Source organism: Algoriphagus sp. (assembly GCF_024305035.1).
GTDB lineage: Bacteria > Bacteroidota > Bacteroidia > Cytophagales > Cyclobacteriaceae > Algoriphagus.
The window spans coordinates 1-24,041 of sequence record NZ_JAMWZB010000018.1 but is presented as its reverse complement, the minus strand read 5'-3'; the positions used below and the strand labels follow the sequence as shown (position 1 = coordinate 24,041).

Here is a 24,041-nt window from a genome sequence, read left to right as displayed (position 1 = left end):
TTGAAACCGTTAGTTTCAGTAATTATACCTACGTATCGAGATTGGGATAGGCTTGAGATCTGTCTTGCTTCTTTGAACAAACAATCCATAGCTAAAGAAAAATTTAATATTTATATTATTGACAATGATCCCTATTCCCAGGTTAACAATCTCAACCTCCCCTCCAATGGGTATTTGGTAAGAGAGGAGAAAAAAGGGTCATATGCAGCTAGAAATACTGGAATTAAATTGGCAGAAACCCCCCTGTTGGCATTTATTGATTCTGATTGTATCGCAGATCCCGATTGGCTGAAAAACGCCATTCGTTTTTTGGATACCAATCCTCAGATTGGTTTGCTAGGGGGGCAGATAGACTTATTCAAAGAAGAGGATGGTAATGACTTAGCTTTTCTTTTTGAAAAACATTATGCTTTTAGACAACAGGAGAATATCCGCAAATTCAATAAATCAGTTACGGCAAATTTAGTTGTAAGAAGTAATCTTTTTTTAAAGTTTGGGTTTTTTGATGAAAGTAAGCTTTCAGGAGCAGATATGGAATGGACCTCTGCCGTAGTTGGTGCAGGAGAGCGAATAGTTTTTGTAAAAGATGTAGTTGTCCGTCACCCTGCGCGGAAATCAATAACTGAATTGTGTGTAAAAAGACGACGGACAATAGGAGGGTATTATCACTTAACATATAGAAATTTATCTTTGACAAAAAGAGTAATTTCACATCTAGTAGCTTTTTTGGCACCCATTAAAACAGTAAGCAAATTTGAAAATATTCCTTTGACTGAAAGAGTTGTGGTACTTTTTGTAAAATGGAGAATCGAATTTGCTGCTTTTTCTGAATTAATTCGAATCATTTTTCTAAAAAAGGAATTGGAGAGAAGTTAATAAAAAAATGAAAAATAAGGCAACCAAGCAGAATGCAGAGGAAATCAATCTCAAGGAAATTATTTTCCTCCTCAAAAGAAAACGAAAGTCATTAATGATGATTACCCTTGCCTTTGCGTTTATAGGAATCATGTTCGGTTTTCTATCTGAAACAACATACACTTCATCTACTACATTTATCCCCCAAACTCGAGACCAAGGCTCCTTTGGAGGAAATATGAGTGGTCTTGCATCTTTGGCGGGAATTAATCTTGGAAATGGAGGGGCGGGAGGTTCTAGTATTCCTCCTTCTCTTTATCCTAAGATATCGGAAAGTCTTCCTTTTAAATTAAAACTGCTTGATTTTCAAGTCCACATTCCCGAATCAAAAGATAGTATTACGATTCGTCAATATTTTAATGAATATTATAAACCCTCAGGATTATTTTATTTGAAAAAATATACATTGGGTCTCCCCAATATCCTTAAAAGTATTTTTAGGAATCCTGTAGCTGTAGCTGGGGTTGAGAAACCCGAAGTAGAGCAAACCATTCTTCAAATTAATTCAGAAGATCGTTTTCCTTTAAAAAAGATACAAGAGGTAACAGAAATCTCACCGAATTTAAAAGAAGGGGTCGTAACCTTATCGGTCACCATGTCAGACCCAATTCTTGCGGCTCAAATTGCTAAATTGGTAGAAAGAGAACTTCAAGATGAATTAATAGCCTTTAAGGTTGCCGACGCTAAAGTACAATATGAGTTCATCCAAAAACAGTATAATGAGAAAAAAGAGGAATTTGAGAAATCCCAGTCACGATTAGCTAATTTTAAAGATAGGAATCAGGGACTTGTCACTGCCTTTGCACAAACAGAGTTACAAAGATTGGAATCTGAGTATAATCTTGTTTTTTCTGTATATTCTGATCTAGCAAAACAATTGGAGCAAGCTAAAATCCAAGTTTCAAAAAACACTCCTATTTTTTCGGTTATTGATCCTGTAAGTGTACCACAAGGTAAGTCAGGGCCTAATATGTTATTTATTTTAATTGGATCTGTGGTTTTAGGAGCTTTTTTAGCTATTTCTTATATCCTGATATCAAATTATCTTTTTGAGGAATAACTTGGTACTCATTTTATGATTTCTGTTATCGTTCCAGTACATAATAACCGTTCTCAAATCCTTCGGTCGGTAAACTCTGTCCTCAATCAAGATTTTGAAAACTTTGAATTACTAATTATTGATGATGCCTCGATCGATGGGGGAATAGATTTACTAAATAATATCTCTGATCCTAGAATAAAAATTTTTAAAAGGCGAACAGCTGGGCCGGGAGGCTATGCGGCAAGAAATGATGGGATAAAGCAAGCAAGTTTTGATTGGATTACATTTCTTGATGCCGATGATGAATGGTTACCCAATCATTTGAAATCAATTGTGGAATTAATTCACCAAGACAATAAGGGGGTGGTCAGTACCGGTTGGTATGATTCTTTTCCTGATGGCAGAAATGAATTAAATGGCTTTTCTATAAAATTTAAAGAGCAAGAAATAGTTGTTTTGGATTTTATCCAATTTTTAAGGTTGAGCGCAGATTTTAAAACACCAATTCATACCAATACTGTAGCGATCAAGAAAAAAATAATTCAAGGTATTGGTGGTTTTCCTGAAAATCGTTGCATCCGGGGAGGGGATGTTACCACATGGATGAATTTACTTTTTTTGACTGATCGGCTTGTATGTAAACCAAAGCCTACAGCCATTTATCACAGAGAAGACTCTCATGTTACGGTCAATACCATCCCTCAAATAGCCAATAATTGCATTTATCAGGAAGTTAGAAAATTACTTGACCAAGATCATAAGCTATCTAGTCCTCAAGTTCGTGTCCTGAAATTATTTTCAAACTTTCATATTCGATTTGGTTTGAATAAAAAATTAAAGGTTGGGAAATTACAGGTAGCTGACATGGCCTACTTTTACGCTGATGTAGCTTATGTGCACTATTTCGGCTTTGGTAGTTTGGCTCTTATGCCAGGCTTGATACAGAAATTGGTTTTTTCCATTTCCAAAAAAGTTTTGTCATAACGTGTTATTTTATGTAGCTTCTTTTATTTATATTTTTTTACTCTTTAATAGAGAGTTTGTTCCTTTTGTTGACTTACGGTACATTAACTTTATTCTTTTTTTATTTCTGATTTTAAATAAGCTTATATTTTTTATTAAAAATAAGTTTATTCACGTGGTTGGACAGAGAAAGGATATCGTATTGTTTTTTATATTGATGTTTTTGGTTTTTCTTTCAAATTTAAGTTGGATGTTTAATCCATTTGAAGCCAAGCAAGATATTTTTTTAAGCTCAGTAATTCTTTATCTCTATAACTTCATTGCTGTAATCGTTTTTGCATTGTATTGGGAAAGGATTGATCAAAAATGGATAAAATATTTTTTTCTTATTAGTGGTTTTATTTTGTGGAGCTCCTTGGTTCTCCAATTTTTGGGGTTTGAACAACTTCCTTTTCAAGGTGAGATTAAAGGAGGAATGGAAGAGGAGGAAAGTGTTTTAGGGGTAAGATTTGGAGGGTATGCCCAGGATCAAAATTATGCAACCTTTGGAATGGTAATATGGGGAATGATGAGTATGATATTTTTCAAAAATATGTTGAAGCAAATTGTTGTTTTTTTAGCTGCCACAGGAATTATTATATCTTTTTCAAAAACAATAATACTTGTATTAATATTCCTATTTTTTTATTATCTGTTTAGTAAAGTTAAACTACATTTTGTATATGTAGCGGCTATCATACTTTCGGTATCGATCCTGATGGTTTCTATTTTTGACGTTTTGATGTCCTTATCCACAGTTTACAACAGGTTTCTAATGTGGAGAGCTGCTTTCGAGGGGTTCATTGAAAATCCTATTCTAGGCTCTGGAATTACTAGTGTAAGGTCAAATTATCTTTATAGAGGGGGCTGGTATGTTCAGCCTCACAATTCGTACATTGCTTTGCTTTTTGATAATGGAATAATTTCATTTGTTTTATATCTAGTGATTTTAGTACGCTCATTTAGAATTGAAAATAGACTTTACCGTTATTTGATCATGATTTTTATTGCTTTTTCATTTAGTCAAGAATTATTTGTTTTTCAGTATCCTTATAGTATCCTAGGAGTTATCCCTATTATACTCAATTGTTGCTATTATCAAATTAAACTAACCCGGCTTGAAATCAGAGAAAAACAAGAAGATTATATTCCTGGTTAATTCTTTGGAAGGGGGAGGAGCTGAACGTATAGTTCTTACACTTAGTGAAGGATTTATCGGTAGAGGATATGAGGTTCATTTGATTCTCCTTTACAATCGGATTTCTTTCCCGATAGCACCCGAGATCAACTTATTTATTCTCAATAAAAATTCCAACCTGAATCTACTAACCAAAGGATTTGGTTTTTTTGTTTTAGCCTCCAAATTGAAGAGCTATTTGAGAACAATTGATTATGATCCAGATGAGGATATTTTTACTTCACATTTGCCTTTTTCAAATTTTGTAAGCTGGGCTGCAAGAGTTAAAAACCACTATGCCGTGGTTCATGGTGCACTATCTTTTAAATATAAATCGTTCTTGACTAGGTTTTTTCTCAAATTGATTTTTAAGAATAAAAGAATGATTGGTGTTTCCCAAGGAGTTAAGAACGATTTAATAAATTACTTTTCACTTTCTGAAATAAATGTAGGGTATATTTACAATCCATTTCAAATTGATAAAATCCAAAGATTAGCTGAAGAATCAACCGATACCTCCCTAGGCAATTATCTCATCCATATTTCTAGATTTATCAAATTAAAGCGACATGATTTGCTATTAAAAGCATTCAAAGAATCAAGACTTTACAAGAGTAATAAATTACTTTTGTTGGGAGAAGGCCCTGAAAGAGAAAACATTCAAAACTTAGCAATAGATTTAGGAATAGAGGACTATGTGATTTTCAAAAATTGGCAGGATAATCCGTATGCTTGGATTAAAAATGCAAAACTGTTGGTACTTTGTTCGGATCATGAGGGATTGCCTACGGTTTTAATTGAATCCTTGATTTGTCATACTCCCGTCGTATCTACAGATTGCCGATATGGACCGGACGAAATATTAGTTGGGGATTTGGCAAAATTTCTGGTTCCTGTTAATTCTCCTGATCAATTGGCCAATTCAATGGTTAAGGCTGTCGCGGATTATCCAGTTATTTCGTCAAGGTACTATGATAAATTTCAGGTAAATCATGTTCTCGATCACTATTTAATGTTGAATAAAAAGTTTAATTCATGAAGAAAAATAGAATCCTCTACGTATTAAATTCAAATGGAGTAGGTGGAGCTGAAGTTTCAATAAAAAGGATGACCACACAGCATTTTAAAGAGGCTTCTGTAGTAACTCTTTGGGACCATCCCAATGCCCAAGTTAATTTTTGGAATGAGTTGGGTCCTAGATATACTCACTTACTGAATAAAAAACTGAATATAGTTACCTTGATTTTAGCTATTATTCATCTTCGAAAATTTATAAAAAAGAATGATTTTTCAGTTATTCAGACCCAACTAAAAGGAGCTGATTTAATTCTCGGGTTTTTGAGGATGTTTCATTTGATCAACTCCAAAATTATTTTAGTAGCTTCTCTCAGAAATAGTTATGGATATTATTATAGGGGTAGTTTTCCTAATAAGGTTTTTGGTTTCATCCATCAATTTTTGTTGAGAAATTATTTTGACAAGGTGGTAGTGATCTCTCTTCAGGATTTGGATGAATTCAAAAGCGCATTTGGATTGAAGCTTCGAATTATTGAAAATTCAATCCAAAAAAATTCCCTTGGAAAGGACACTAAATTTCCTAACAAGCTAAAGAAATTAAATATCATTATGGTTGGAAATATTAAATTCAGGAAGGGATACGATAAGCTTTTAAAATTTTGTGATTTACTTGAGGGTAAGGAAATTAAATATGAAATTAAGATAGCTGGTGGAGTTGAGGATGAAGATTTATTGGTTGAGGTTATAAGCAAGAATAATGACCTGGTAAACGGTAAAATTAAATACCTTGGTAAGGTTGATGATGTCTTTCAGGAATTAAAAAGTGCAGATCTATTTTTATCGCTTTCCAGAGATGAAGGATTGCCAATATCTGTTTTGGAAGGTATGTCCGTTAGGCTTCCTATAGTTTTATCCGATATTCAGGCACATAGGCTGATTGTCCCTGATATCTCCCAAGAGAGAATCCTTTTTTCAACTATAGAAAATGCTGTGGAACTGGTTTTTAGAAAATTTCAGGATCAGGAAGCTCTGAATATTGAACTGGATGCACAGCAAAATCTTTTAAATTCAAGGTTTGATTTTGAAACGATGTGCGATAAATACGATGATGTTTATCAATCCGAAATGATTTCATAAAACGATGCTACAACCATACAAAATTTCTGTAATTGGCGGGTCTGGATTTATTGGTACCCGACTTTGCAAAAGGTTTACCCAATCCTCCATTGATTTTGAAATCATTGATAAAGTTGTCAGTAAAACTTTTCCGGATAAAACGGCACTGGCTGATGTCAGAAATTACGCCGAGCTCTTTCAAGCAATAACCGGTGATGTATTGATAAATCTTGCTGCCGAGCATAGAGATAATGTTACTCCTATCTCACTTTATGATGAAGTTAATGTATTGGGGGCAAAAAAGATATGTGAAATTGCTGAAGCAAAGAATATTCAGCGAATTATTTTTACAAGTTCAGTTGCAGTATATGGTTTTGCTCCAATAAATACGGATGAGTCGGGTGAAATTAATTATTTCAATGATTATGGAAGAACTAAATATGAAGCGGAACAGGTTTTTAGATCTTGGCAATCTAAAGATCCTTCCAACCGGACACTTACCATTTTAAGACCTACTGTTGTTTTTGGTGAACAAAATAGAGGAAACGTTTACAATCTTTTGAATCAAATTGCTTCAGGAAGATTTATGATGGTAGGGAGTGGGGAAAATGTAAAATCAATGGCTTATGTGGAAAACATTGCTGCCCTTTTACAATACAGTATTAATTTTGAAGCGGGTGTTCATTTATATAACTATATTGATAAGCCAGATCTTGACATGAATACTTTGGTTGATTTAGTTAACAAAATTCTAGGTAAATCAACCAAATTGAATATAAAAATTCCGTATTCAGTAGGTTTAATGATGGGCAAATCTTTAGACTTTGTGTCCTCTCTTTCAGGCAGGAAATTCCCAATTAGTGCAATTCGAGTTAAAAAATTTTGTTCCAATACGGCCTTTTCAAGCAACATTGAAAAATCCGGCTTTATTCCGCCTGTTGATTTAAAAACTGGCATTGTCAATACAGTTAAGTATGAATTTGTTGATCAACATCAGGACGAGCTTTTTTACACCGAATAGATTTGGATTCAATGAGATTTTCTTCTGAAGGAAAAGCCTGTGGTTTAAAGGGGTTTTTTCTTCTAATTTTTTATCTCTTTAGCCATCATCTTGTTAATGCTCAGTACATCACTGCTGGAGATCCAGTTTATGAAGAAGTATTCAGAAGGAATCAACTAATCAATTATCAAGAGACAACCGATTTTTCTCTTTTGATTAGACCGGTTTATCTTTCCAATCCGTATTTTTTAAATGACTCCATTCAAAAAACACCAAAGAAAAATTTAAATTTTATTGTTCTTCCATTTCGCTCAATTTCTCAATATAATTCCAATCGACCCTATGGATGGGGAGATTTATCCATGATTCCAAATGTGGGTTTTCAGCAATTGTTTTCCGGAGGCATTGCAGGTAACATTACATTTATTCATTTTCAGATTCAGCCTGAAATTGTCTGGGCTCAAAATAAACCTTTTCAGGGCTTCTCAGATCAATTTAGCAGAGGAACCTTATTGGCAAGGTTTCATTATTGGAATTTCGGGGATGCACCTGAAAGATTCGGAGATCGAAGTTATTTTACCAGTTGGTGGGGGCAGTCTGGGTTGTCTTTCCGATTTCATTCGGTTGAACTTGGCGTTTCCACGCGTAATATCTGGTGGGGGCCAGGTCAATTTAATTCTTTGACCCTATCTAATAATGCGCAAGGATTTCCTCACATTAGTTTAAACACTGTAAGACCGGTTAAAACTTTTCTTGGAAAGTTTGAGGGTCAACTAATTTCGGGAAAATTGAAAGATTCCGGTTTTGAGGGTTCACAAAATTCCGAGTTGAATGAGTTGTATTTTGAGGAGTTTAACGGAGATTATAAATACCTAAATGGACTTTCCATATCCTACCAACCGAAGTGGATCAAAGGTCTTTACCTTGGCTTCTCGCGTACCTTTCAACGCTATTCCCAATTTATGGGTAATTCATTCAATGATTATTTCCCTGTTTTTGAAGCTTTTCAAAAGGAAAGGTTTTTCGAAAATGGAAATACCGTTCAATATGATGACAATGGATTTGATCAGCAACTCTCGGTAAGTTTTAGATTCTTAATTCCGAATAAAGGGTTTGAATTGTATGGGGAATTTGGAAGAAGAGACCATGCCTTTAATTGGAGAGAGGCAATTTTAAATCCAGAACATGCCAGAGCCTATTTACTTGGATTTAATAAATTAATTCGTACTGAATCAGCGGATCGGTATTTTCAAATTCGTGGTGAGATGACCCATACTCAATCTTCCACTAATAGGTACATCCGGTACCCTGGACTTTTAGGGGGATATGCATGGCATACCCACAATAGAGCGCGGGGATTTAGCAACCAGGGTCAGCCATTGGGAGTCGGATCCGGGATAGGCTCAAATGTACAGACTATAGAAGTCAGTCTGATTGATGGATTAAATAAAAAGGGGATAGTTTTAGAGCGTCTTGCAAATCACCAAGATTTCTTTTATCGAGCATTTGGTCAAAACTCAGAAAAAAAGCCTTGGATTGACCTCAGTCTGGGATTACTTTGGAATCATCAATGGAATCGCCTATTACTCAGCTCCAAAATACAACTGATCCGAAGTTCAAATTACCAATGGGAATCCAATGAGCTGTCAACCAATGATTTTTCCTCAGGAACTCATAAAACAGCCTTATTTGCTCAGTTTAATCTGATTTATCCCCTCCATAAAAACTAGCTTATTTTAAGATTTTATTTCACCAAAAATCCATTAGTTTTGCCAACAATTGATTTCTGAGCAATTTTGGTACTCACTTTTTATTACCTTCAAAAAGTATTACACCATCCTTGCTACAATGGATTTTATAAGAATCTTACAATCAATTAAATGTGATTATCTAGAGCTAAGTCTTGGGACTGAAAGGGCGAAGCTATTAGTTTATTTACCGAATTTTATTTAACCAGGTTATGCTTAAACCATTAAATGAGTCAAAAATTGCCATCATTGGTCTTGGATATGTTGGACTACCATTAGCAGTAGAGTTTGCAAAGAAATTCCCTGTGATAGGTTTCGATATAGATCAGGAACGTGTCAAGAGCTTAAAGGAAGGCCATGATTTCACACTTGAAGTTGAGGATGGGCTTTTGCAAGGTGTCCTTTCCAAAAGAAATCTAAAAGTAGGAGAAGTGGGCCTTTATAATACCAATGACTCAGATTTTTTGGAGGATTGTTCCATTTTCATTGTAACCGTACCCACTCCAACGGATAAACACAACCGCCCTGTATTGACCCCTATGCTCAAAGCGTCAGAGAATATTGGTAAATATCTAAAGAAAGGTGATGTAGTAATTTACGAATCTACTGTTTATCCAGGGGTAACAGAAGAAGAATGTGTACCTGTATTGGAAAGGACTTCCGGTTTAAAGTTTAATGAAGACTTTTTTGTGGGGTATTCCCCCGAAAGGATCAATCCTGGAGATAAGGAGCATACAGTCTCCAAAATCCTAAAAGTAACTTCAGGAAGTACTCCTGAAGTAGCCGAATATGTGGATCAACTCTATAAAACTGTCATTATTGCCGGAACGCATAAAGCGTCTTCAATCAAAGTAGCAGAAGCTGCAAAAGTAATTGAAAACTCCCAGCGTGACATAAATATTGCCTTTGTCAATGAGCTTTCAAAAATCTTTAATTTGCTGGGGATTGATACCCAAGAGGTTTTGGAAGCCGCTGGAACCAAGTGGAACTTCCTGAAATTCAAGCCTGGATTAGTCGGAGGTCATTGTATTGGAGTGGATCCTTTTTATCTTGCACAAAAAGCTCAAGAAGTGGGGTACCATCCCGAGATAATTCTTGCTGGAAGAAGGCTGAATGACAGTATGGGGAAACATGTAGCGACTGAAGTAATCAAGTTGATGATGCGAAAAGATCTCAAAGTGATTGATTCAAAGGTGCTAATTTTGGGCTTTACTTTCAAAGAGGACTGTCCTGATGTGAGAAATACCCGAGTAATTGATATATATAAGGAATTACGATCCTTCGATATGGAGGTGGATGTTTACGATCCATGGGCTAATCCATTGGAAGTAAGACATGAATATGGAATTGAAATCCTTTCAAAAGAAAGCGGAATCAATCTTGACCATTACTCTGCCATCATTCTTGCTGTTGCCCATAAGGATTTTCAAAACCTTCCAATTAGAAAATCAACCATGAATGTGGTTTACGATGTAAAAGGGATTTTGAACAAAGAATTTATAGATGCAAGATTGTGATCGAATAAAATGTTTTTAATTTTGAGCGGCTTAAATCACTAAATAGTTATGAATTTCATCAAAAAATGCACAGAAATATTTTGTGTAGTCCTAATTTTCATTTTTTTCCTTTCATCCTGTGTGTCTAATAAGAAAGTTATTTACCTGCAAGAAAAGGGTGAATCAGGGGCTTTAGTAAGTACCTCTGAGAATTTCCCATACAATTCGGTGGAATATCAACTTCAGCCAAATGATATTGTAGATATCCAAATGACCACAAAAGACGAAAATTTAAATCGGCTTTTGCAAATTTCAGGCTCCGAAAATGTGAATGGAGGAATGATGGGAGGACAAAACGGTGGAGATGTTTTTTTTATTAACGGCTATTCCCTAGATGAAGATGGATATGTCGAATTACCCTTGGTAGGTGAAATTAACCTTCTTGGAAAAGATCTTAAAGAAGCAAAGCAATTAATAGAAGAAAGAATCGAACGTTTTGTAACTCCAGGAAATTATTTTGTAAGAGTAAGATTGGGAGGAATCAGATTCAGTGCCTTAGGTGAATTTAATAATCCAGGAAAACAGGCTATTCTTCAGAATCGAGCAACAATTTTCGAAGCTATTGCCACGGCAGGTGATTTGAGTATTTTAGCTAAAAGAGATGAAATTGTTTTAATTAGACAATACCCAGAGGGCTCGAAGGTTCATAAATTAGATTTGAATGATCGGAATATTTTGAATTCTGAGTTTTATTTTATTAAACCCAATGATGTATTGTACGCAGAACCTTTAAAAGTTAGAGAAATCGGGACTGGTTCCAATGTGTTGCAGACTTTAACTTTTCTTACCACTGCTATATCCACGATTGCACTTATTATTACGTTGACAAACAATTAAGATGGAAGGAGAAGAATTCGAATTTAAAGAATCTAATTTTTTAGATTTAAAAACCATTATTCCCAAAATCTTAAGGATTTGGCCGTATATTTTACTTTCTGTCTTTCTTTTTTCTGTAGGAGGATACTTTTGGACAAAGTATACGACACCGATATTCAAGGTGTCAAGTTTATTTTTTATCAAAGAGAAAGAATCAGGATTATCGCTTTTTGATTCTCCCAATATTATCAATTCTGGAAATGTAGGGCTTCAAAATGAGGTGATCATTATTAAGTCGAAGCCGATTACCCGAACAACGCTTCAAAAACTTGATTTTGATGTCGAATATTACCAAGAGGGAACTTACATCTATAATGAACTCTACAAAAATATTCCGGTATTGGTAGAGGTTGATTGGAAATCACCCCAATTGATAAATTCTCTAATCAAATTATCTTGGAAAGATTCGGAAAATTATACGCTATCATTTGAGGAGGATAATTATCAAAAAATACTTCCGGATGGTAATGTTTTTCCACTTTCGATTATACCCGAGCCAGAGTCCTTTAAATTTGGTGATTGGGTCGAAACAGATAATATTAAAATTAAAGTTGAGAAAACTGGAATAGAGGAGTCAGGAGAAATTTTCATCAAGCTTAGGGATTTAAATTCTTTGGTTTGGGAATACTCAGGGAAATTACAAATCCAACGATTAGATAGGAATGCCTCCATTCTTAATCTTTCTTTAGAAACTTCAAACCCCGCTAAAGGAGAGATTTATCTGAATAATTTAATGCAGAACTATTTAGACATTGAATTAAGAGAAAAGAATGAAATTTCTGCAAGCACAGTGGATTTTATCGATTCACAAGTTGCAGGAGTTGCCGATTCCTTAAGGTTATTTGAAAGCCAACTACAATCCTTTCGTTCGGATAATAAAATTTATGATCTGGAGAATGAAGGTACTTTGGTCTATGAACAGTTGATGGAATATGAGACACAACTCCGTCAAGAGGAATTTAAAAGATCCTATTACAGCAAATTAAGAGATTATTTAGTAGGGGAGAATTACAGAGAGTTGGTGGTACCTTCCGGTTTAGGTATTGAGGACCCGATTCTAAATACCTTGATTACAAATTTAATAGCCCTTCAAAACCGAAAATCAGAGTTATTGGCAACCAATACCTCTGAGTCTCCTATTGTAATTGAAGCGGATCGAAAGATTCGAGAATTGAATGAATCTATAAGAGAAGCCTTAACGAATGTTGATACAAACTCCAAGTTCTTAATAGAAGATTTAAAGAAAAGAATTGAAGGAATAGAATCCTCTTTTAGAAATCTTCCTGAGACCGAACAAAACTTAATTAGGTTTAGGAGACAGTTTGATTTGACTGAGGGTCTTTATACTTTTTTGATGGAGCGAAGGGCGGAAGCTGCTATTACGAAGGCTTCCAATAAAGCCGATAATAAAATTATTGAGCCGGCTTCTACCTTACAGCAAATTAAACCTCAGTTTGCTAAGAATATGATTATTTCAATTTTCTTAGGATTGATGCTGCCAATTGGCTTTGTGTTTCTAAGAGAGTTTTTGAGAACCAAAATCGAGGACGTTTCTTATTTGGAAAATAAATTGAAAGTTCCTGTCTTATCTACGATTTTGTTTAACAAACGAAAAAGTAATTTGGTAGTTTTTGAGCAAGGAAAATCAGGGATAGCAGAAGGATTTAGATCTTTAAGGGCCAACATTAAATTTATTTTACCTGCCGATAAGCAACTAACCATGATGGTGACCTCTACCATATCAGGTGAAGGAAAAACTTTTTGTTCGATGAATTTAGCCTCGGTTTATTCCTTGACTGGAAAGAAAACGGTCTTGATAGGCTGTGACATGAGAAAGCCCAAGATCTTTGATGATTTTAAACTGAAAAATGACGTGGGTCTATCTACTTACCTAAGTGAGCAGGAAAGTGATTTGTCCAAGATTATTAAAAAAACGCAATACGAAAATTTAGACGTTCTTGTTTCAGGGCCTACGCCACCTAATCCTGCAGAATTACTTTTCACTGAGCGCTTTTCTCAGTTATTAGATCAATTGAAAAGTCAATATGAAGTGATTATTTTGGATACACCTCCAGTTGGATTAGTTAGTGAGACCTTAGATCTTTTGGCCCATGTAGATCTAACCCTTTTTGTTTTCCGTCAGAATTTTTCCCAACGCTCATTTGTAGATGCCTTAAACGGTTTAAAAGGGAAAAACGGGATAAAGAATATCTATGGAGTTTTCAATGGGGTAGATGGTAAAAAAGTTTCCTATGGCTACGGGTATACTTATGGCTACGGCTATGGCTACTATGATGATGATAAAGTATAAATTATCCAAAATGGCCAAGGAGAAGGTTACCTTCTCAGGGTGTTTAAATAAGTCCCCACTTTTTACTTAGACTCAATTTGAGGAATAGGTTCTAGTTTGGAGACTTTTATGGGAGTGGTAATACCTAACCATTAAAAGATTCATCTGTTTGACTAGTATGCTTAGGTTATGGCCCATAAAAATGTCGGGAAATCACCTCTTGTTCATTACTAATTTTTAGTCCCCCCTAATTCTACTAGGCATAATTTAATATTTGTACTCCTGGTATTCGAAAAAATTAGATGATAGAAGAAAAAGAAGAACAATTCGATTGGGATTTTAAAATCCAATCCTCGGAATCACCATTTCGTTTAGGATTACGGGAAGTATGGAGTTATAGAGACTTATTATTTCTTTTTGTAAAGCGGGATATCATAACAGTTTACAAGCAGACAATTCTAGGTCCCTTGTGGTTTTTTATTCAACCCATTTTAACGACCATTACTTTCATGTTTGTCTTTGGAAATCTTGCAGGAATTAGCACGGATGGAGTACCTCAGATTTTATTTTATTTATCCGGTATTACGATTTGGAATTATTTTAATGAGTTGCTCACTCAAACCTCAAAAACCTTTACGGAAAATGCCACTATTTTTGGGAAAGTGTATTTCCCTAGATTAATTCTTCCCTTAAGTAAGGTGATTAGTAATTTAATGAAATTTGGAATTCAGTTTGGTCTATTTTTAGCTGTTTTTATCGTTTTCCTCATTAGAGGTTCAGAGATATCTCCAAATTATCATATTGTTTTTGTGCCACTTTTACTTGTGTTAATGGGAGGCCTTGGGCTTGGTTTTGGACTGATAAGTAGCGCTTTAACTACCAAATATAGAGATTTAACCTTTCTGATTACATTCGGCGTTCAATTATTGATGTATGCCTCCCCAGTGATTTACCCCATGAGCTCACTTTCCCCTGAATATCAACAAATACTCTGGTTTAATCCCTTGACCAGTATTTTGGAAGGGTTTAAATACGCCTTTTTAGGCTCAGGGATTTTTTCTTGGTTATGGCTCGCTTACAGTACTGGGTTTACGGTATTTATATTAAGTCTTGGGGCTTTAATTTTTAATAAAATTGAAAAGTCATTTATTGATACGGTATAATTCTGTAATAAATACTATTAAGAAAATTACGTGAGACCAGTTATAAAAGCAGATAAGGTAAGTAAACTTTACAAGTTAGGTGAAATTGGAACCGGAACCTTATCCCACGATGTACAGCGTTGGATTTCCAAAGTTCGTGGTAAAGAAGATCCCTTTTCAATAATTGGATCAGAGAATGATCGAACAAGCACTGACACAAGTGGGTACGCTTGGGCCTTAAATGATATTTCTTTTGAGGTAAATGAAGGAGATGTTTTAGGAATCATAGGAAGAAATGGCGCTGGTAAGAGTACCTTGTTAAAAATCTTAAGTAGAGTTACCCTGCCCTCAACAGGATATGTTAATGTCAAAGGAAGAATAGCATCCCTTTTAGAGGTGGGTACTGGTTTTCACCCTGAACTTACTGGAAGAGAAAATATTTTTTTAAATGGAGCGATCCTAGGAATGAAGAAACATGAGATTAAACGTAAGTTTGATGAAATTGTCGAATTTTCTGGGGTCGCGAAATACGTGGATACGCCGGTAAAGCGATATTCTTCGGGAATGTATGTAAGACTTGCCTTTGCAGTGGCTGCTCATTTGGAATCCGAGATTCTCATTGTCGATGAAGTTTTGGCGGTAGGGGATGTGGAATTTCAACGAAAATGTCTAGGGAAAATGGGAGATCTTTCCAAATCTGGGCGAACGGTATTGTTTGTGAGCCATAACCTAACTGCTGTACAAGAACTTTGTTCCACAGGAATTTTACTTAAAAATGGGAGATTAACTGAATCCGGGCCGGTCGCGGAAATTATTAATTCCTATCAAGGAAGTCTGAGTTCAAGTGATTTTAAAATTTCTTTCCCGGTTATAAATGAGAATATTCGATTAAACGATTTCAAAATATATCCTCAGGGTGGAGGGAATGCCATTACTTGTGACACTCCTATATTTTTTGAAATGTTATTTGAAAATCTAATTCCTAATCGAACACAAGATGTGACCTTGGAATTAAAGATGATGGATGGGAGTATTGTTTTTCATCAGGCCTTTGAATTTGCTCCCAGTTCTGATTCTCGACTTGGGTTGTACAGATTAAAAGGTAAAATTCCGGGTAAACTTTTGAATGCAGGTTTTTATTCCTTTAAATTAATTTTTGGGCATAATAGACAATATTCCTTGCTTACAATTAATGAATTATGTGTGTTTGAAGTGGAGAATACGCATACTTTATTAGGTAGTTTGTTTAATACTCCTCCAGGAACAATCCGGATAAATTTGGATTTTGACTGCACGTATGAAGGATCCTAAATATTCGATAATTATTCCTTGTTACAATGGAAGGGACTACCTTAGGGAATGCTTATTATCGCTTAAAAATCAATTATTTCAAGATTACGAAGTCATTTTCGTAGATGATAATAGTGCAGATGGTTCCTATGACTATGCCCTTTCCTTAAAAAGGGAATTAGAATTAGTTGGGGAATTTTTTCAAAAAGACCAATCGCTCGGTACAGGGGTATCTTCCTCGAGAAATTTGGCATTAGAAAGAGCGAAGGGTGAGTGGGTTGTTTTTTTGGATTGTGATGATTATTTCGTCCCTGAAAAACTTCAACGAATAAATGATTTTATCAATCAGAACCCGGAGGCATTCGCCATCCATCATGCATTTATAAAATTCGGTTCTGATATTTCGAGTACGATAGTTGAAGTTCAAAACGATTTGCCTCATGATTTTAATATGCTAATTAAAGGAAATCCAATTGGCACTTCTACCGTTTCGATCAAAAGGAGGGTAATTCTGGAAATGGGAGGGTTTAATACGAATTTGAACGGAGTAGAGGATTACTTCTTGTGGTCAAGAATTGCAAATAAAATGGGAGCCTGGTCCTATATTAATGAACCGTTGACCTATTATCGGTTTATCCCTAGTTCGTTGATGTCTCAAAGAAGGCTGTCTTATTACGTTAATCAGATGATTAAATTTTCAAAGGAAGCGAGGATCTGTGGAGAGTATACTGAAACTCAATTAAGAATAATAAAAAAACAACTCTTCTTTGAGCAATTGAATTACAAAATAAAAATCTCACTCGATAATTATGGAATTCTTGACTTTTTGAATGGGTCATGGGTTTTACTAAAAGAGGGAGAAAATAAGGTCGTATTCCATCATATTTTTATTCGACTACGAAATTTTGTTTTATTCTATCTTGCAAAAATTTTTAAACCTCTGGTGTCAATTTAGTATTCACGTATGTGCGGAATTTCAGGATTTTATAATTTTTCAAAAAAGCTAGATGTTGTTAAATCAACGTCATTATTGAGGAGTTTGCTGGATCACAGAGGGCCTGATGGACATTCAACTTATTTGGATGATTCTGTTGGTTTGGTACATAATAGACTTTCAATCATTGATTTGTCTGAAAATGGTACCCAGCCTTTATTTAATGAGGATGGGACTTTGATTTTAATCTGTAATGGGGAGATTTATAATTTTTTAGAAATCAGAAAAAGACTGGTAGGGTTAGGTCATCAATTCAGTTCTCATTCGGATTGTGAAGTAATCTTGCATCTTTACGAGGAAAAGAAAGGCGATATAGAATCTACCTTGAATTCCCTGGTAGGTATGTTTGCTTTTGCTCTTTACGACAAGAGTGTGAACAAATTGATTCTGGCTAGAGATCGGATGGGAATTAAACCTTTGTATTACAGTGCTTCTAATTCATTTTTCTCTTTCGCTTCAGAAGTAAATCCCTTGGTAAAAAGTGACTTAGTTTCTGATCAGATTGACTATTCTTCGCTTTTTGAATATTTTAATTTGGGTTACGTCCCTGAGCCCAATACCATTTATGAATCAATTAAATCACTTTCCCCGGGTAACTATTTGCAAATAGATCAACATGGAGTTTCAAAAGAATGGCGCTATTGGGATTTACCTAAGAAATTAAATTACAACTTTAAAAGTGTCGATGAAGTTACTGAATCAATTGATGATTTACTTAATAGAGTTGTAAAGGATCATTTGATAGCCGATGTAAGCGTAGGCTCATTTTTATCTGCAGGAATTGATTCCTCGTTAATTTCATATTATGCTGCCAATTCACATCAAAATATACCTACTTTTTCTGCTGGATTTGAAGGAGAACCCGAGGATGAAAGTATTATAGCGGAAAGAACTGCAGGCAAAATAAATAGTGAGTTTCATAAATTTAACCTAGCCTCTGATTTTTTTGATGGATTAGATATTCACTTTAAATATTTGGATCAGCCTTTCGGGATTTCCAGTGCCTTGTCCTTATCTCGAATATCGAATATGGCAAAATCTCATGTAAAAGTTGTGTTGTCAGGGGATGGTGCCGATGAATTGTTTGCTGGTTATGCAAGGCATAGCCATTTTCCACCTACTCCTTATGTTAATTTTCTGCCTCTTGAAGTTCAAAAATTTTTTTTTAAAATGGGCTATAAACTCACTGCTAAAGAGTCCTTGAATCAGGCTTTTGAAGAATTGGGTCGCCCAAGTCATTTTAAATATTCAGATCGATTAAATTTAAATTATGGTCCATTTCAATCTAGTTTTCTAGATGCTAGTTTAGAAAAAAAAATTGATCCATTTCGCTATATCAATCGCATGGGATCAATCTGGAATGAGTACGATAATGAGGATCTAATTAACAAGATGCTGTTTGTTGATTTAAAAACAAGTCTTGTTGATGAAATGCTTTTTAAAGTAGATCGAATGACCATGCATCAAGGAATTGAAGGGAGGGTCCCATTTCTTGATCACCGACTCGTTGAATTAGCCATGGAAATTCCTTCCAAGTTCAAAAGATCTGATTTAAATGGGAAACTTCCTCTACGAAAATTAGTAACAAAGTATTTAGGTGCCGATCTTGGTGAACGGGGAAAAACGGGATTTAATGCACCTTTAAAGAAAATGATCTCCCAAGATGATAAGACCAATATTCGATTAGGGCAAGAAATTGAATTTTTAAAAAGCCTTGATTTTATGAATTCAGAAAAATTAATTGCATTTCAAACTGCAATTAAAAAAGGTGATTTTAATGCCTCTCAAGCATTTGGCTTGGTATCCTTAGCCAACTATTTTAAAAAGAATTGAATTTTCTTTTTTTAACTCCAAATTACCCGCGAAAATCTGCTCCGATGAATGGGATATTCATTCATCAACAAATTAAAGCCCTCCAGGATTTAGGGCATTCCTGCCATGTCATCCTAACCTATAACTGGTATCCACCACTAGGCTTTCATCGGTTTCATCCTTATTGGAGAGAAGGGTATGAGTTGAAATCTAATTTTTTATCCGATGTTGAAGGTGTGCAAGTCCATCAAGTACCGGTTTTAATAAAAATGCCTTCAAGATGGTTTAATGAAGATCCCTATGAACGAGAGGCAAATTCGATTTTAAACTATTTGAATAACCATAAAGAAATAAAACCCTTTGATTGGATCATTTCCCATTTTTGGACGGAAACCTCTTGGATTGGTATTTTACTAAAACAAAAATTAAACCTTCCTTTAGCTGCCTTTTGCAGAGGAGATGATATCCACGAGTGGCCATTGTCCAACAGCGTATTATTCAATCACCTCAAGGAAGTTTACCATCATGCTGATTTACTCCTGGCCAACAGCTATCAACTGGGACAGGATGCGCAAGCTCTGCTTGGGGCTAAAAAATCCAGAAAAATTGAGGTGGTATACAATGGGGTTGACTTAGTAAAGTTTTTTCCAGTAAGTACTCCGGCGAAACTACTCCTAAAAGAAAAATTCAGATGGGATCCAAATCACATTCAAGTGCTATGTGTGGCCACTCCAGTAAAATTAAAGGGGTGGATTGAGCTGTTGGATGCCTTTAAAATTTTGGTATCCATTAATCCAAGTCTTCAACTCAAAGCCGTTACGGTCACAAGAAATTTTCCAGATAAATTAGATTTGGCGGCCTTGGCAAAGGAGCGAGGAATGGAGGATAAACTGGAATTATTAGGTCAAATTCCCCACTCCGAATTGGCAGAGATTTACCAAGCTGCAGATTTATTTGTGCTTCCATCCTATAATGAGGGCTTGGCAAATGTAGCGCTAGAAGCTGCAGCAACTAATCTGCCTTTGGTTTTAACCGATGTAGGTGGGCACCGTGAAATTTTTGAATCTGCTAAATCAGTAAGTTTAGTTCCCGCAAAAAATCAGTTAGCCTTAGTTGATGGAATATTGGATCAACTCAAGTGGCTATCTATTGAAAAGCCAGATAGTCGATATTGGGTGGAAAAAAAAGTGGGGAATTATAAAAAAAATGCATCCCGATTACTTAATTTTTTAGCTATTTGAACGTGAAGAATTATAATCTGGTTCATGTTCTATCCTATCAAGAATATCGGACTCCCTTGGTTCGGGTCCAGTTATTTGAACAGGCAGCCATTCAACAATCCATCAAGGGAGAAGATAGTCCCAGGGTAGTAGAGGTTTGGATTGTAGTTCCATTTCGAGTTTATTGGGATTCTTATTTCAACAGTTATTTAAAGGATTTAAGGATAACTTTTCCAAGTCTCCCGATTCGAATACTAGGCGGGGCCGACCGCTTAGCTAATTTCCCGCAAACTCAATTAATGTTCTATTTTAGAAAATCATTGGGGCAATCACCAGTGATTTTCCATTTTAGAGGAGACGACTTGATCTCCCAATTTTTAAAAATTAAATCCAACTATCCTCAGGATAGGTTTGTAGCTGATATTCGAGGGCTTTGGCCAGCGGAGTTTTTGCTTAATAAAAATAAAGTAGTTTTTAACGAGAAAGAACTCCTTACTGACCCTTCAGCAGCTTTACTAGTTTCTCAAATGAACCAAAACCTAAACTATGCGGATGGCTTAAGCACCGTGTCAGCAGAGTTAGGAAGAGTGATTAAAAAATTGTCTGGATTTGAGAAAAACAGCTGGACAGTACCTTGCGCAATCCCGGAAAATTCAATTTCAACTAACACTTCAAAGAACTCATCTGATCAACTTTTGATCGGATATTTAGGTGGGACTGCTCCCTATCAACATTTGCCAGATTTGGTACTGCCATTTATGGACTGTTTGATTAGGCTCAATTCACAAGTAAAGCTTCGGTTTATTACTCATCAGCCAGATGAGCTCAGAAAAATTATTTCAAGATTTGCTTGGGAGGAAGAGAAGTTTGAGATTTTTTCAGTTGATCAAAAGCTGGTACAGAATTATTTAAAAGACGTGGATTTAGGTTTGTTAATCCGAAAAAGAAATTTGGTAAATCAAGTTGCTCAACCGGTTAAAGTTGGTGAATATTTGGCAGCAGGAGTACCAGTTTTGGCACAAACGGATTTGAGTGGACTTTCCATTTCGGATCATCCAGGAATTTTAGAAAAAGAATTTGAAGGAAATCCTATGGAGAAAATTGCTGAGGAAATCCTTTCTTGGTTAAGCACCACCTCAAGAAATCAACGATCTCTATTGGCCGTGGAATCTGCCAAAAAACTGACTTGGGAACAAATGATTTCTAGGCATCGATACCACTATCACCAGATTTTAAATCAAAACTAATGTGCGGAATATTTGGAATTATTTTTAAAGAGAAGCACCAGCAAATTCCATTACGTCAAGTTTGCCAAGTAATTAGGCATAGAGGCCCAGATGATTCAGGATATTTACTCTGGTCGAATGATCTTGGAGTTCGGATTTTGGCAGATGAAGAAACCTCTTCCGAATCCATTAAATTTCATGGACTTCCACAGTTAAAGGACTCAGATACTTTTCAGCTTGCCTTTGGGCATAGGAGGTTGTCTATTTTGGATTTGAGTCCCCAGGGCCATCAACCCATGGTTTTCAACAACCTGAGTATTTGTTTCAATGGTGAAGTTTATAATTACATCGAAGTCAGAAATAAGCTGAAGTTATTAGGTAGGAGCTTTCAAACGCAAACTGATACAGAAGTAATTCTTCAGGCTTGGGATGAATGGGGTCCGAATTGTTTGAACCAATTTAATGGGATGTTTGCATTTTTGATTTTCGATAGTAAAATCAAAAAAGTTTTTGCAGTTAGAGATCGGTTTGGAGTTAAACCGCTTTACTTTTTTGAAAATGAAAACTTTATTGCCTTTTCCTCAGAAGTCAAGCAACTCCGAATTCTACCCGGATACAAGTTTAGTCTGAACCATAGAATAGCCTATCAATACCTTCGTTATGGTTTTTTGGATCATTCCGAATACACGTTCGAAAATCAAATTAAACAGGTCATGCCGGGTCAGTTTTTTTCATTCGACATGTCTGAAAGAAAAGTGGACGACCATAAATGGTATTCCCTAACTCCTAGCCCGTTCAAAGGATCTTTCCAAGAGGCGAAAGAACAATTCAAGTTTCTTTTAAAAGATGCAGTAAGATTAAGGCTTAGGTCAGATGTCCCTGTAGGAAGTGCCTTGAGTGGGGGACTTGACAGTAGCGCAGTGGTTTGTTTGATGGATGAAATTCTCAAGGAGGGTCAAAATCCTGATATTACCCTTCAAACGGTAACCTCTTCGAGTAGAATTCCTCAATTCGATGAGACAAAATATGCCCAAATAGTCAATCAAAAAGTAGGTGCAAAAAGTCATCAGACTTTTCCTGATTTTGAAATGCTAAAATCTGAGTTGGATACCTTGATTTGGCATATGGACTACCCGTTTGGAAGTTCATCGCAATTTGCACAATGGAAAGTTTTCCAAGCTGCAAAAAAAGCGGGGTTGATTGTAATGATTGATGGGCAAGGTGCTGATGAGCAGTTAGCAGGATATGGAGGGAACGATTTATTTTTATATTCAGGATTATTAAAAAAAGGAAGGTTTTCCAGAATTATTGCTGAGTCAATGGTTTACAAAAAGTCAACAGGTCATTTCCCGAAGGGGTTTTTGCTTGGCGGTTTGATAAATTTGATCCCCTCTAAAGTTGCACGTATTTTTCCAAAGAAGTTTAATTATTCCTATGGGTCAAAACAAGATTGGTTGAAGCATGATGATTTTTCCGATTACGATTGGAAAGCCACCGATTTAACTCAAAATTTGGCGAATCAAATTAGGATTGCCCCATTGCCTGCATTGCTTAGGTATGAGGACAGAAATAGTATGGCTTTTTCGGTTGAAAGTCGGACTCCATTTATGGATTATAGGCTGATCGAGTTTAGTCTAGGTTTACCAGAAGAATTCATTTATGGGAAGGGAGAGCGCAAAACCATTCTTCGTGCGGCTCTTCGAGGATCTGTTCCAGACCAAATTCTAGACCGAAAGGATAAAATGGGATTTGTATCAAATGAGGAAGCTTGGCTGAAAACAGAAGGAAAAGAATGGTTTGATGCGATGATTAATCTTCCTATTGATCGGCTTAATTCAGAATTCTTTAATACCGAAAAGGTGAAGGATTATGTTCATCTAATCGGTCAATCAAAAATTCCTTTTGAATATGGTCCTTGGCGGATATTAAACTTCAAGCTTTGGTATAATCAAATGCAAAGGAATTATACTAGTGAGCAATCCTGATTTAATTATCCAAGATGGCTAGAAAATATAATTTTCGTGATCGACTTCAGGCTAGGATAATTACGCCCTACATTGATAATTCTTTATGGAAGATCGTATCCCAGAGCCTCAACATTATTGAGGAAAAATTTGAAACTAATTTAGCGAACCTGAATTGGTTTTATCCGGATCTGGATAGTAAAAAGATTACCAAAGGAGGCTATTCCTTCATGTTGGATAACTTTTCATCTTACCGTTTTAAGGCAGAGAATGTATGGCTTGACCCTGATTTTGGTTGGGTCATTCCATCCTCACTTAAAATCTTTAAGTATTCCTTTCCCTATTCAGTTGATCCTTGGGATCAAATCAAAAGACGCCCCAGTACCTTCAAATTTTTAAAAAAAGCGTCTAAAACACGATATATTGATAGCGCTGCTAGTATTCGTTTTGGTTGGCAAAATTATTATCATTTTTTAATCGATGGGCTGACTCAATTAAGGGCATTGGATAATTTTGATCCAGAGGGAACCATCCCTATTATTGTTCCAGAATCCTATAAAAAACAAAGCTTTACCAGAACATTTTTTGAGCAGGTTTATACCAAAAAACGGAAGTTAATTGTTCAGTCCGAATCAGAATATATCTATGCCAAAG

At 35.6% G+C, this 24,041-nt stretch carries 19 protein-coding genes; all 19 read left to right on the top strand.

Translation table 11 applies throughout. The features are described 5' to 3' along the window. Nucleotides 1-876: a glycosyltransferase gene (locus Q0L00_RS11585; RefSeq protein ID WP_297337041.1), complete on the top strand. Its 876-nt coding sequence runs from the start codon at nucleotides 1-3 to the stop codon at nucleotides 874-876. Nucleotides 877-883: 7 nt separating this feature from the next. Further along, a complete protein-coding gene (locus Q0L00_RS11580; protein WP_297337040.1) occupies nucleotides 884-1,975 on the top strand; it encodes a Wzz/FepE/Etk N-terminal domain-containing protein in 1,092 nt (363 codons plus the stop codon). Nucleotides 1,976-1,990: 15 nt separating this feature from the next. After that, nucleotides 1,991-2,941, top strand: coding sequence for a glycosyltransferase family 2 protein (locus tag Q0L00_RS11575; RefSeq protein WP_297337039.1), 951 nt, complete (start codon nucleotides 1,991-1,993; stop codon nucleotides 2,939-2,941). Between the two features lie 229 nt (nucleotides 2,942-3,170). Further along, nucleotides 3,171-4,118 (top strand): O-antigen ligase family protein, encoded by a 948-nt coding sequence (locus Q0L00_RS11570; protein WP_297337038.1) that lies wholly within the window; start codon nucleotides 3,171-3,173, stop codon nucleotides 4,116-4,118. Further along, nucleotides 4,078-5,175: a glycosyltransferase gene (locus Q0L00_RS11565; protein ID WP_363318538.1), complete on the top strand. Its 1,098-nt coding sequence runs from the start codon at nucleotides 4,078-4,080 to the stop codon at nucleotides 5,173-5,175. The genes Q0L00_RS11570 and Q0L00_RS11565 overlap by 41 nt, the downstream gene beginning before the upstream one ends. Further along, nucleotides 5,172-6,290: a glycosyltransferase gene (locus tag Q0L00_RS11560; protein ID WP_297337037.1), complete on the top strand. Its 1,119-nt coding sequence runs from the start codon at nucleotides 5,172-5,174 to the stop codon at nucleotides 6,288-6,290. The genes Q0L00_RS11565 and Q0L00_RS11560 overlap by 4 nt, the downstream gene beginning before the upstream one ends. A 4-nt stretch (nucleotides 6,291-6,294) precedes the next feature. After that, nucleotides 6,295-7,290: an NAD-dependent epimerase/dehydratase family protein gene (locus tag Q0L00_RS11555; protein WP_297337036.1), complete on the top strand. Its 996-nt coding sequence runs from the start codon at nucleotides 6,295-6,297 to the stop codon at nucleotides 7,288-7,290. 11 nt (nucleotides 7,291-7,301) lie between these two features. Then, entirely contained in the window at nucleotides 7,302-8,999 is a 1,698-nt protein-coding gene (locus Q0L00_RS11550) for a capsule assembly Wzi family protein (protein ID WP_297337035.1), read from the top strand. Nucleotides 9,000-9,229: 230 nt separating this feature from the next. Beyond that, on the top strand, nucleotides 9,230-10,534 hold the full coding sequence (locus tag Q0L00_RS11545) for a nucleotide sugar dehydrogenase (protein ID WP_297337034.1): 1,305 nt from the start codon (nucleotides 9,230-9,232) through the stop codon (nucleotides 10,532-10,534). A gap of 48 nt (nucleotides 10,535-10,582) precedes the next feature. Further along, the gene (locus tag Q0L00_RS11540) at nucleotides 10,583-11,410 is read left to right on the top strand and encodes a polysaccharide biosynthesis/export family protein (protein ID WP_297337033.1); all 828 of its coding nucleotides are present in this window, start codon (nucleotides 10,583-10,585) and stop codon (nucleotides 11,408-11,410) included. Nucleotide 11,411: 1 nt separating this feature from the next. Beyond that, entirely contained in the window at nucleotides 11,412-13,760 is a 2,349-nt protein-coding gene (locus Q0L00_RS11535; RefSeq protein WP_297337032.1) for a polysaccharide biosynthesis tyrosine autokinase, read from the top strand. A 281-nt stretch (nucleotides 13,761-14,041) separates the two neighbouring features. Beyond that, on the top strand, nucleotides 14,042-14,902 hold the full coding sequence (locus tag Q0L00_RS11530) for an ABC transporter permease (protein ID WP_297337031.1): 861 nt from the start codon (nucleotides 14,042-14,044) through the stop codon (nucleotides 14,900-14,902). 30 nt (nucleotides 14,903-14,932) lie between these two features. After that, a complete protein-coding gene (locus Q0L00_RS11525) occupies nucleotides 14,933-16,192 on the top strand; it encodes an ABC transporter ATP-binding protein (RefSeq protein WP_297337030.1) in 1,260 nt (419 codons plus the stop codon). Beyond that, nucleotides 16,179-17,126 carry a glycosyltransferase gene (locus Q0L00_RS11520; protein WP_297337029.1) on the top strand — a complete coding sequence of 316 codons (948 nt, stop codon included), beginning with the start codon at nucleotides 16,179-16,181 and terminating at the stop codon, nucleotides 17,124-17,126. The genes Q0L00_RS11525 and Q0L00_RS11520 overlap by 14 nt, the downstream gene beginning before the upstream one ends. A 9-nt stretch (nucleotides 17,127-17,135) precedes the next feature. After that, nucleotides 17,136-18,998, top strand: a complete 1,863-nt coding sequence (gene asnB, locus Q0L00_RS11515) for an asparagine synthase (glutamine-hydrolyzing) (RefSeq protein ID WP_297337028.1) — start codon at nucleotides 17,136-17,138, stop codon at nucleotides 18,996-18,998. A gap of 44 nt (nucleotides 18,999-19,042) precedes the next feature. Then, nucleotides 19,043-20,218, top strand: a complete 1,176-nt coding sequence (locus tag Q0L00_RS11510) for a glycosyltransferase (protein WP_297337027.1) — start codon at nucleotides 19,043-19,045, stop codon at nucleotides 20,216-20,218. Between the two features lie 2 nt (nucleotides 20,219-20,220). Beyond that, on the top strand, nucleotides 20,221-21,444 hold the full coding sequence (locus Q0L00_RS11505) for a hypothetical protein (protein WP_297337026.1): 1,224 nt from the start codon (nucleotides 20,221-20,223) through the stop codon (nucleotides 21,442-21,444). Beyond that, nucleotides 21,444-23,408: an asparagine synthase (glutamine-hydrolyzing) gene (gene asnB, locus Q0L00_RS11500; protein ID WP_297337025.1), complete on the top strand. Its 1,965-nt coding sequence runs from the start codon at nucleotides 21,444-21,446 to the stop codon at nucleotides 23,406-23,408. The genes Q0L00_RS11505 and asnB (Q0L00_RS11500) overlap by 1 nt, the downstream gene beginning before the upstream one ends. A gap of 14 nt (nucleotides 23,409-23,422) precedes the next feature. Next, nucleotides 23,423-24,041, top strand: a 619-nt coding sequence (locus tag Q0L00_RS11495; RefSeq protein WP_297337024.1) for a hypothetical protein, incomplete at its 3' end; no start/stop codon positions are given.

What these genes read in the sequence shown, in the direction of transcription:
- Q0L00_RS11545 (WP_297337034.1), top strand. Translation starts at nt 9,230, where the DNA reads ATGCTTAAACCATTAAATGAGTCAAAAATTGCCATCATTGGTCTTGGA.
- Q0L00_RS11535 (WP_297337032.1), top strand. Translation starts at nt 11,412, where the DNA reads ATGGAAGGAGAAGAATTCGAATTTAAAGAATCTAATTTTTTAGATTTA.
- Q0L00_RS11520 (WP_297337029.1), top strand. Translation starts at nt 16,179, where the DNA reads ATGAAGGATCCTAAATATTCGATAATTATTCCTTGTTACAATGGAAGG.
- Q0L00_RS11510 (WP_297337027.1), top strand. Translation starts at nt 19,043, where the DNA reads ATGAATGGGATATTCATTCATCAACAAATTAAAGCCCTCCAGGATTTA.
- Q0L00_RS11530 (WP_297337031.1), top strand. Translation starts at nt 14,042, where the DNA reads ATGATAGAAGAAAAAGAAGAACAATTCGATTGGGATTTTAAAATCCAA.
- Q0L00_RS11540 (WP_297337033.1), top strand. Translation starts at nt 10,583, where the DNA reads ATGAATTTCATCAAAAAATGCACAGAAATATTTTGTGTAGTCCTAATT.
- Q0L00_RS11555 (WP_297337036.1), top strand. Translation starts at nt 6,295, where the DNA reads ATGCTACAACCATACAAAATTTCTGTAATTGGCGGGTCTGGATTTATT.
- Q0L00_RS11580 (WP_297337040.1), top strand. Translation starts at nt 884, where the DNA reads ATGAAAAATAAGGCAACCAAGCAGAATGCAGAGGAAATCAATCTCAAG.
- Q0L00_RS11570 (WP_297337038.1), top strand. Translation starts at nt 3,171, where the DNA reads ATGTTTAATCCATTTGAAGCCAAGCAAGATATTTTTTTAAGCTCAGTA.
- asnB (WP_297337025.1), top strand. Translation starts at nt 21,444, where the DNA reads ATGTGCGGAATATTTGGAATTATTTTTAAAGAGAAGCACCAGCAAATT.
- Q0L00_RS11560 (WP_297337037.1), top strand. Translation starts at nt 5,172, where the DNA reads ATGAAGAAAAATAGAATCCTCTACGTATTAAATTCAAATGGAGTAGGT.
- asnB (WP_297337028.1), top strand. Translation starts at nt 17,136, where the DNA reads ATGTGCGGAATTTCAGGATTTTATAATTTTTCAAAAAAGCTAGATGTT.
- Q0L00_RS11550 (WP_297337035.1), top strand. Translation starts at nt 7,302, where the DNA reads ATGAGATTTTCTTCTGAAGGAAAAGCCTGTGGTTTAAAGGGGTTTTTT.
- Q0L00_RS11575 (WP_297337039.1), top strand. Translation starts at nt 1,991, where the DNA reads ATGATTTCTGTTATCGTTCCAGTACATAATAACCGTTCTCAAATCCTT.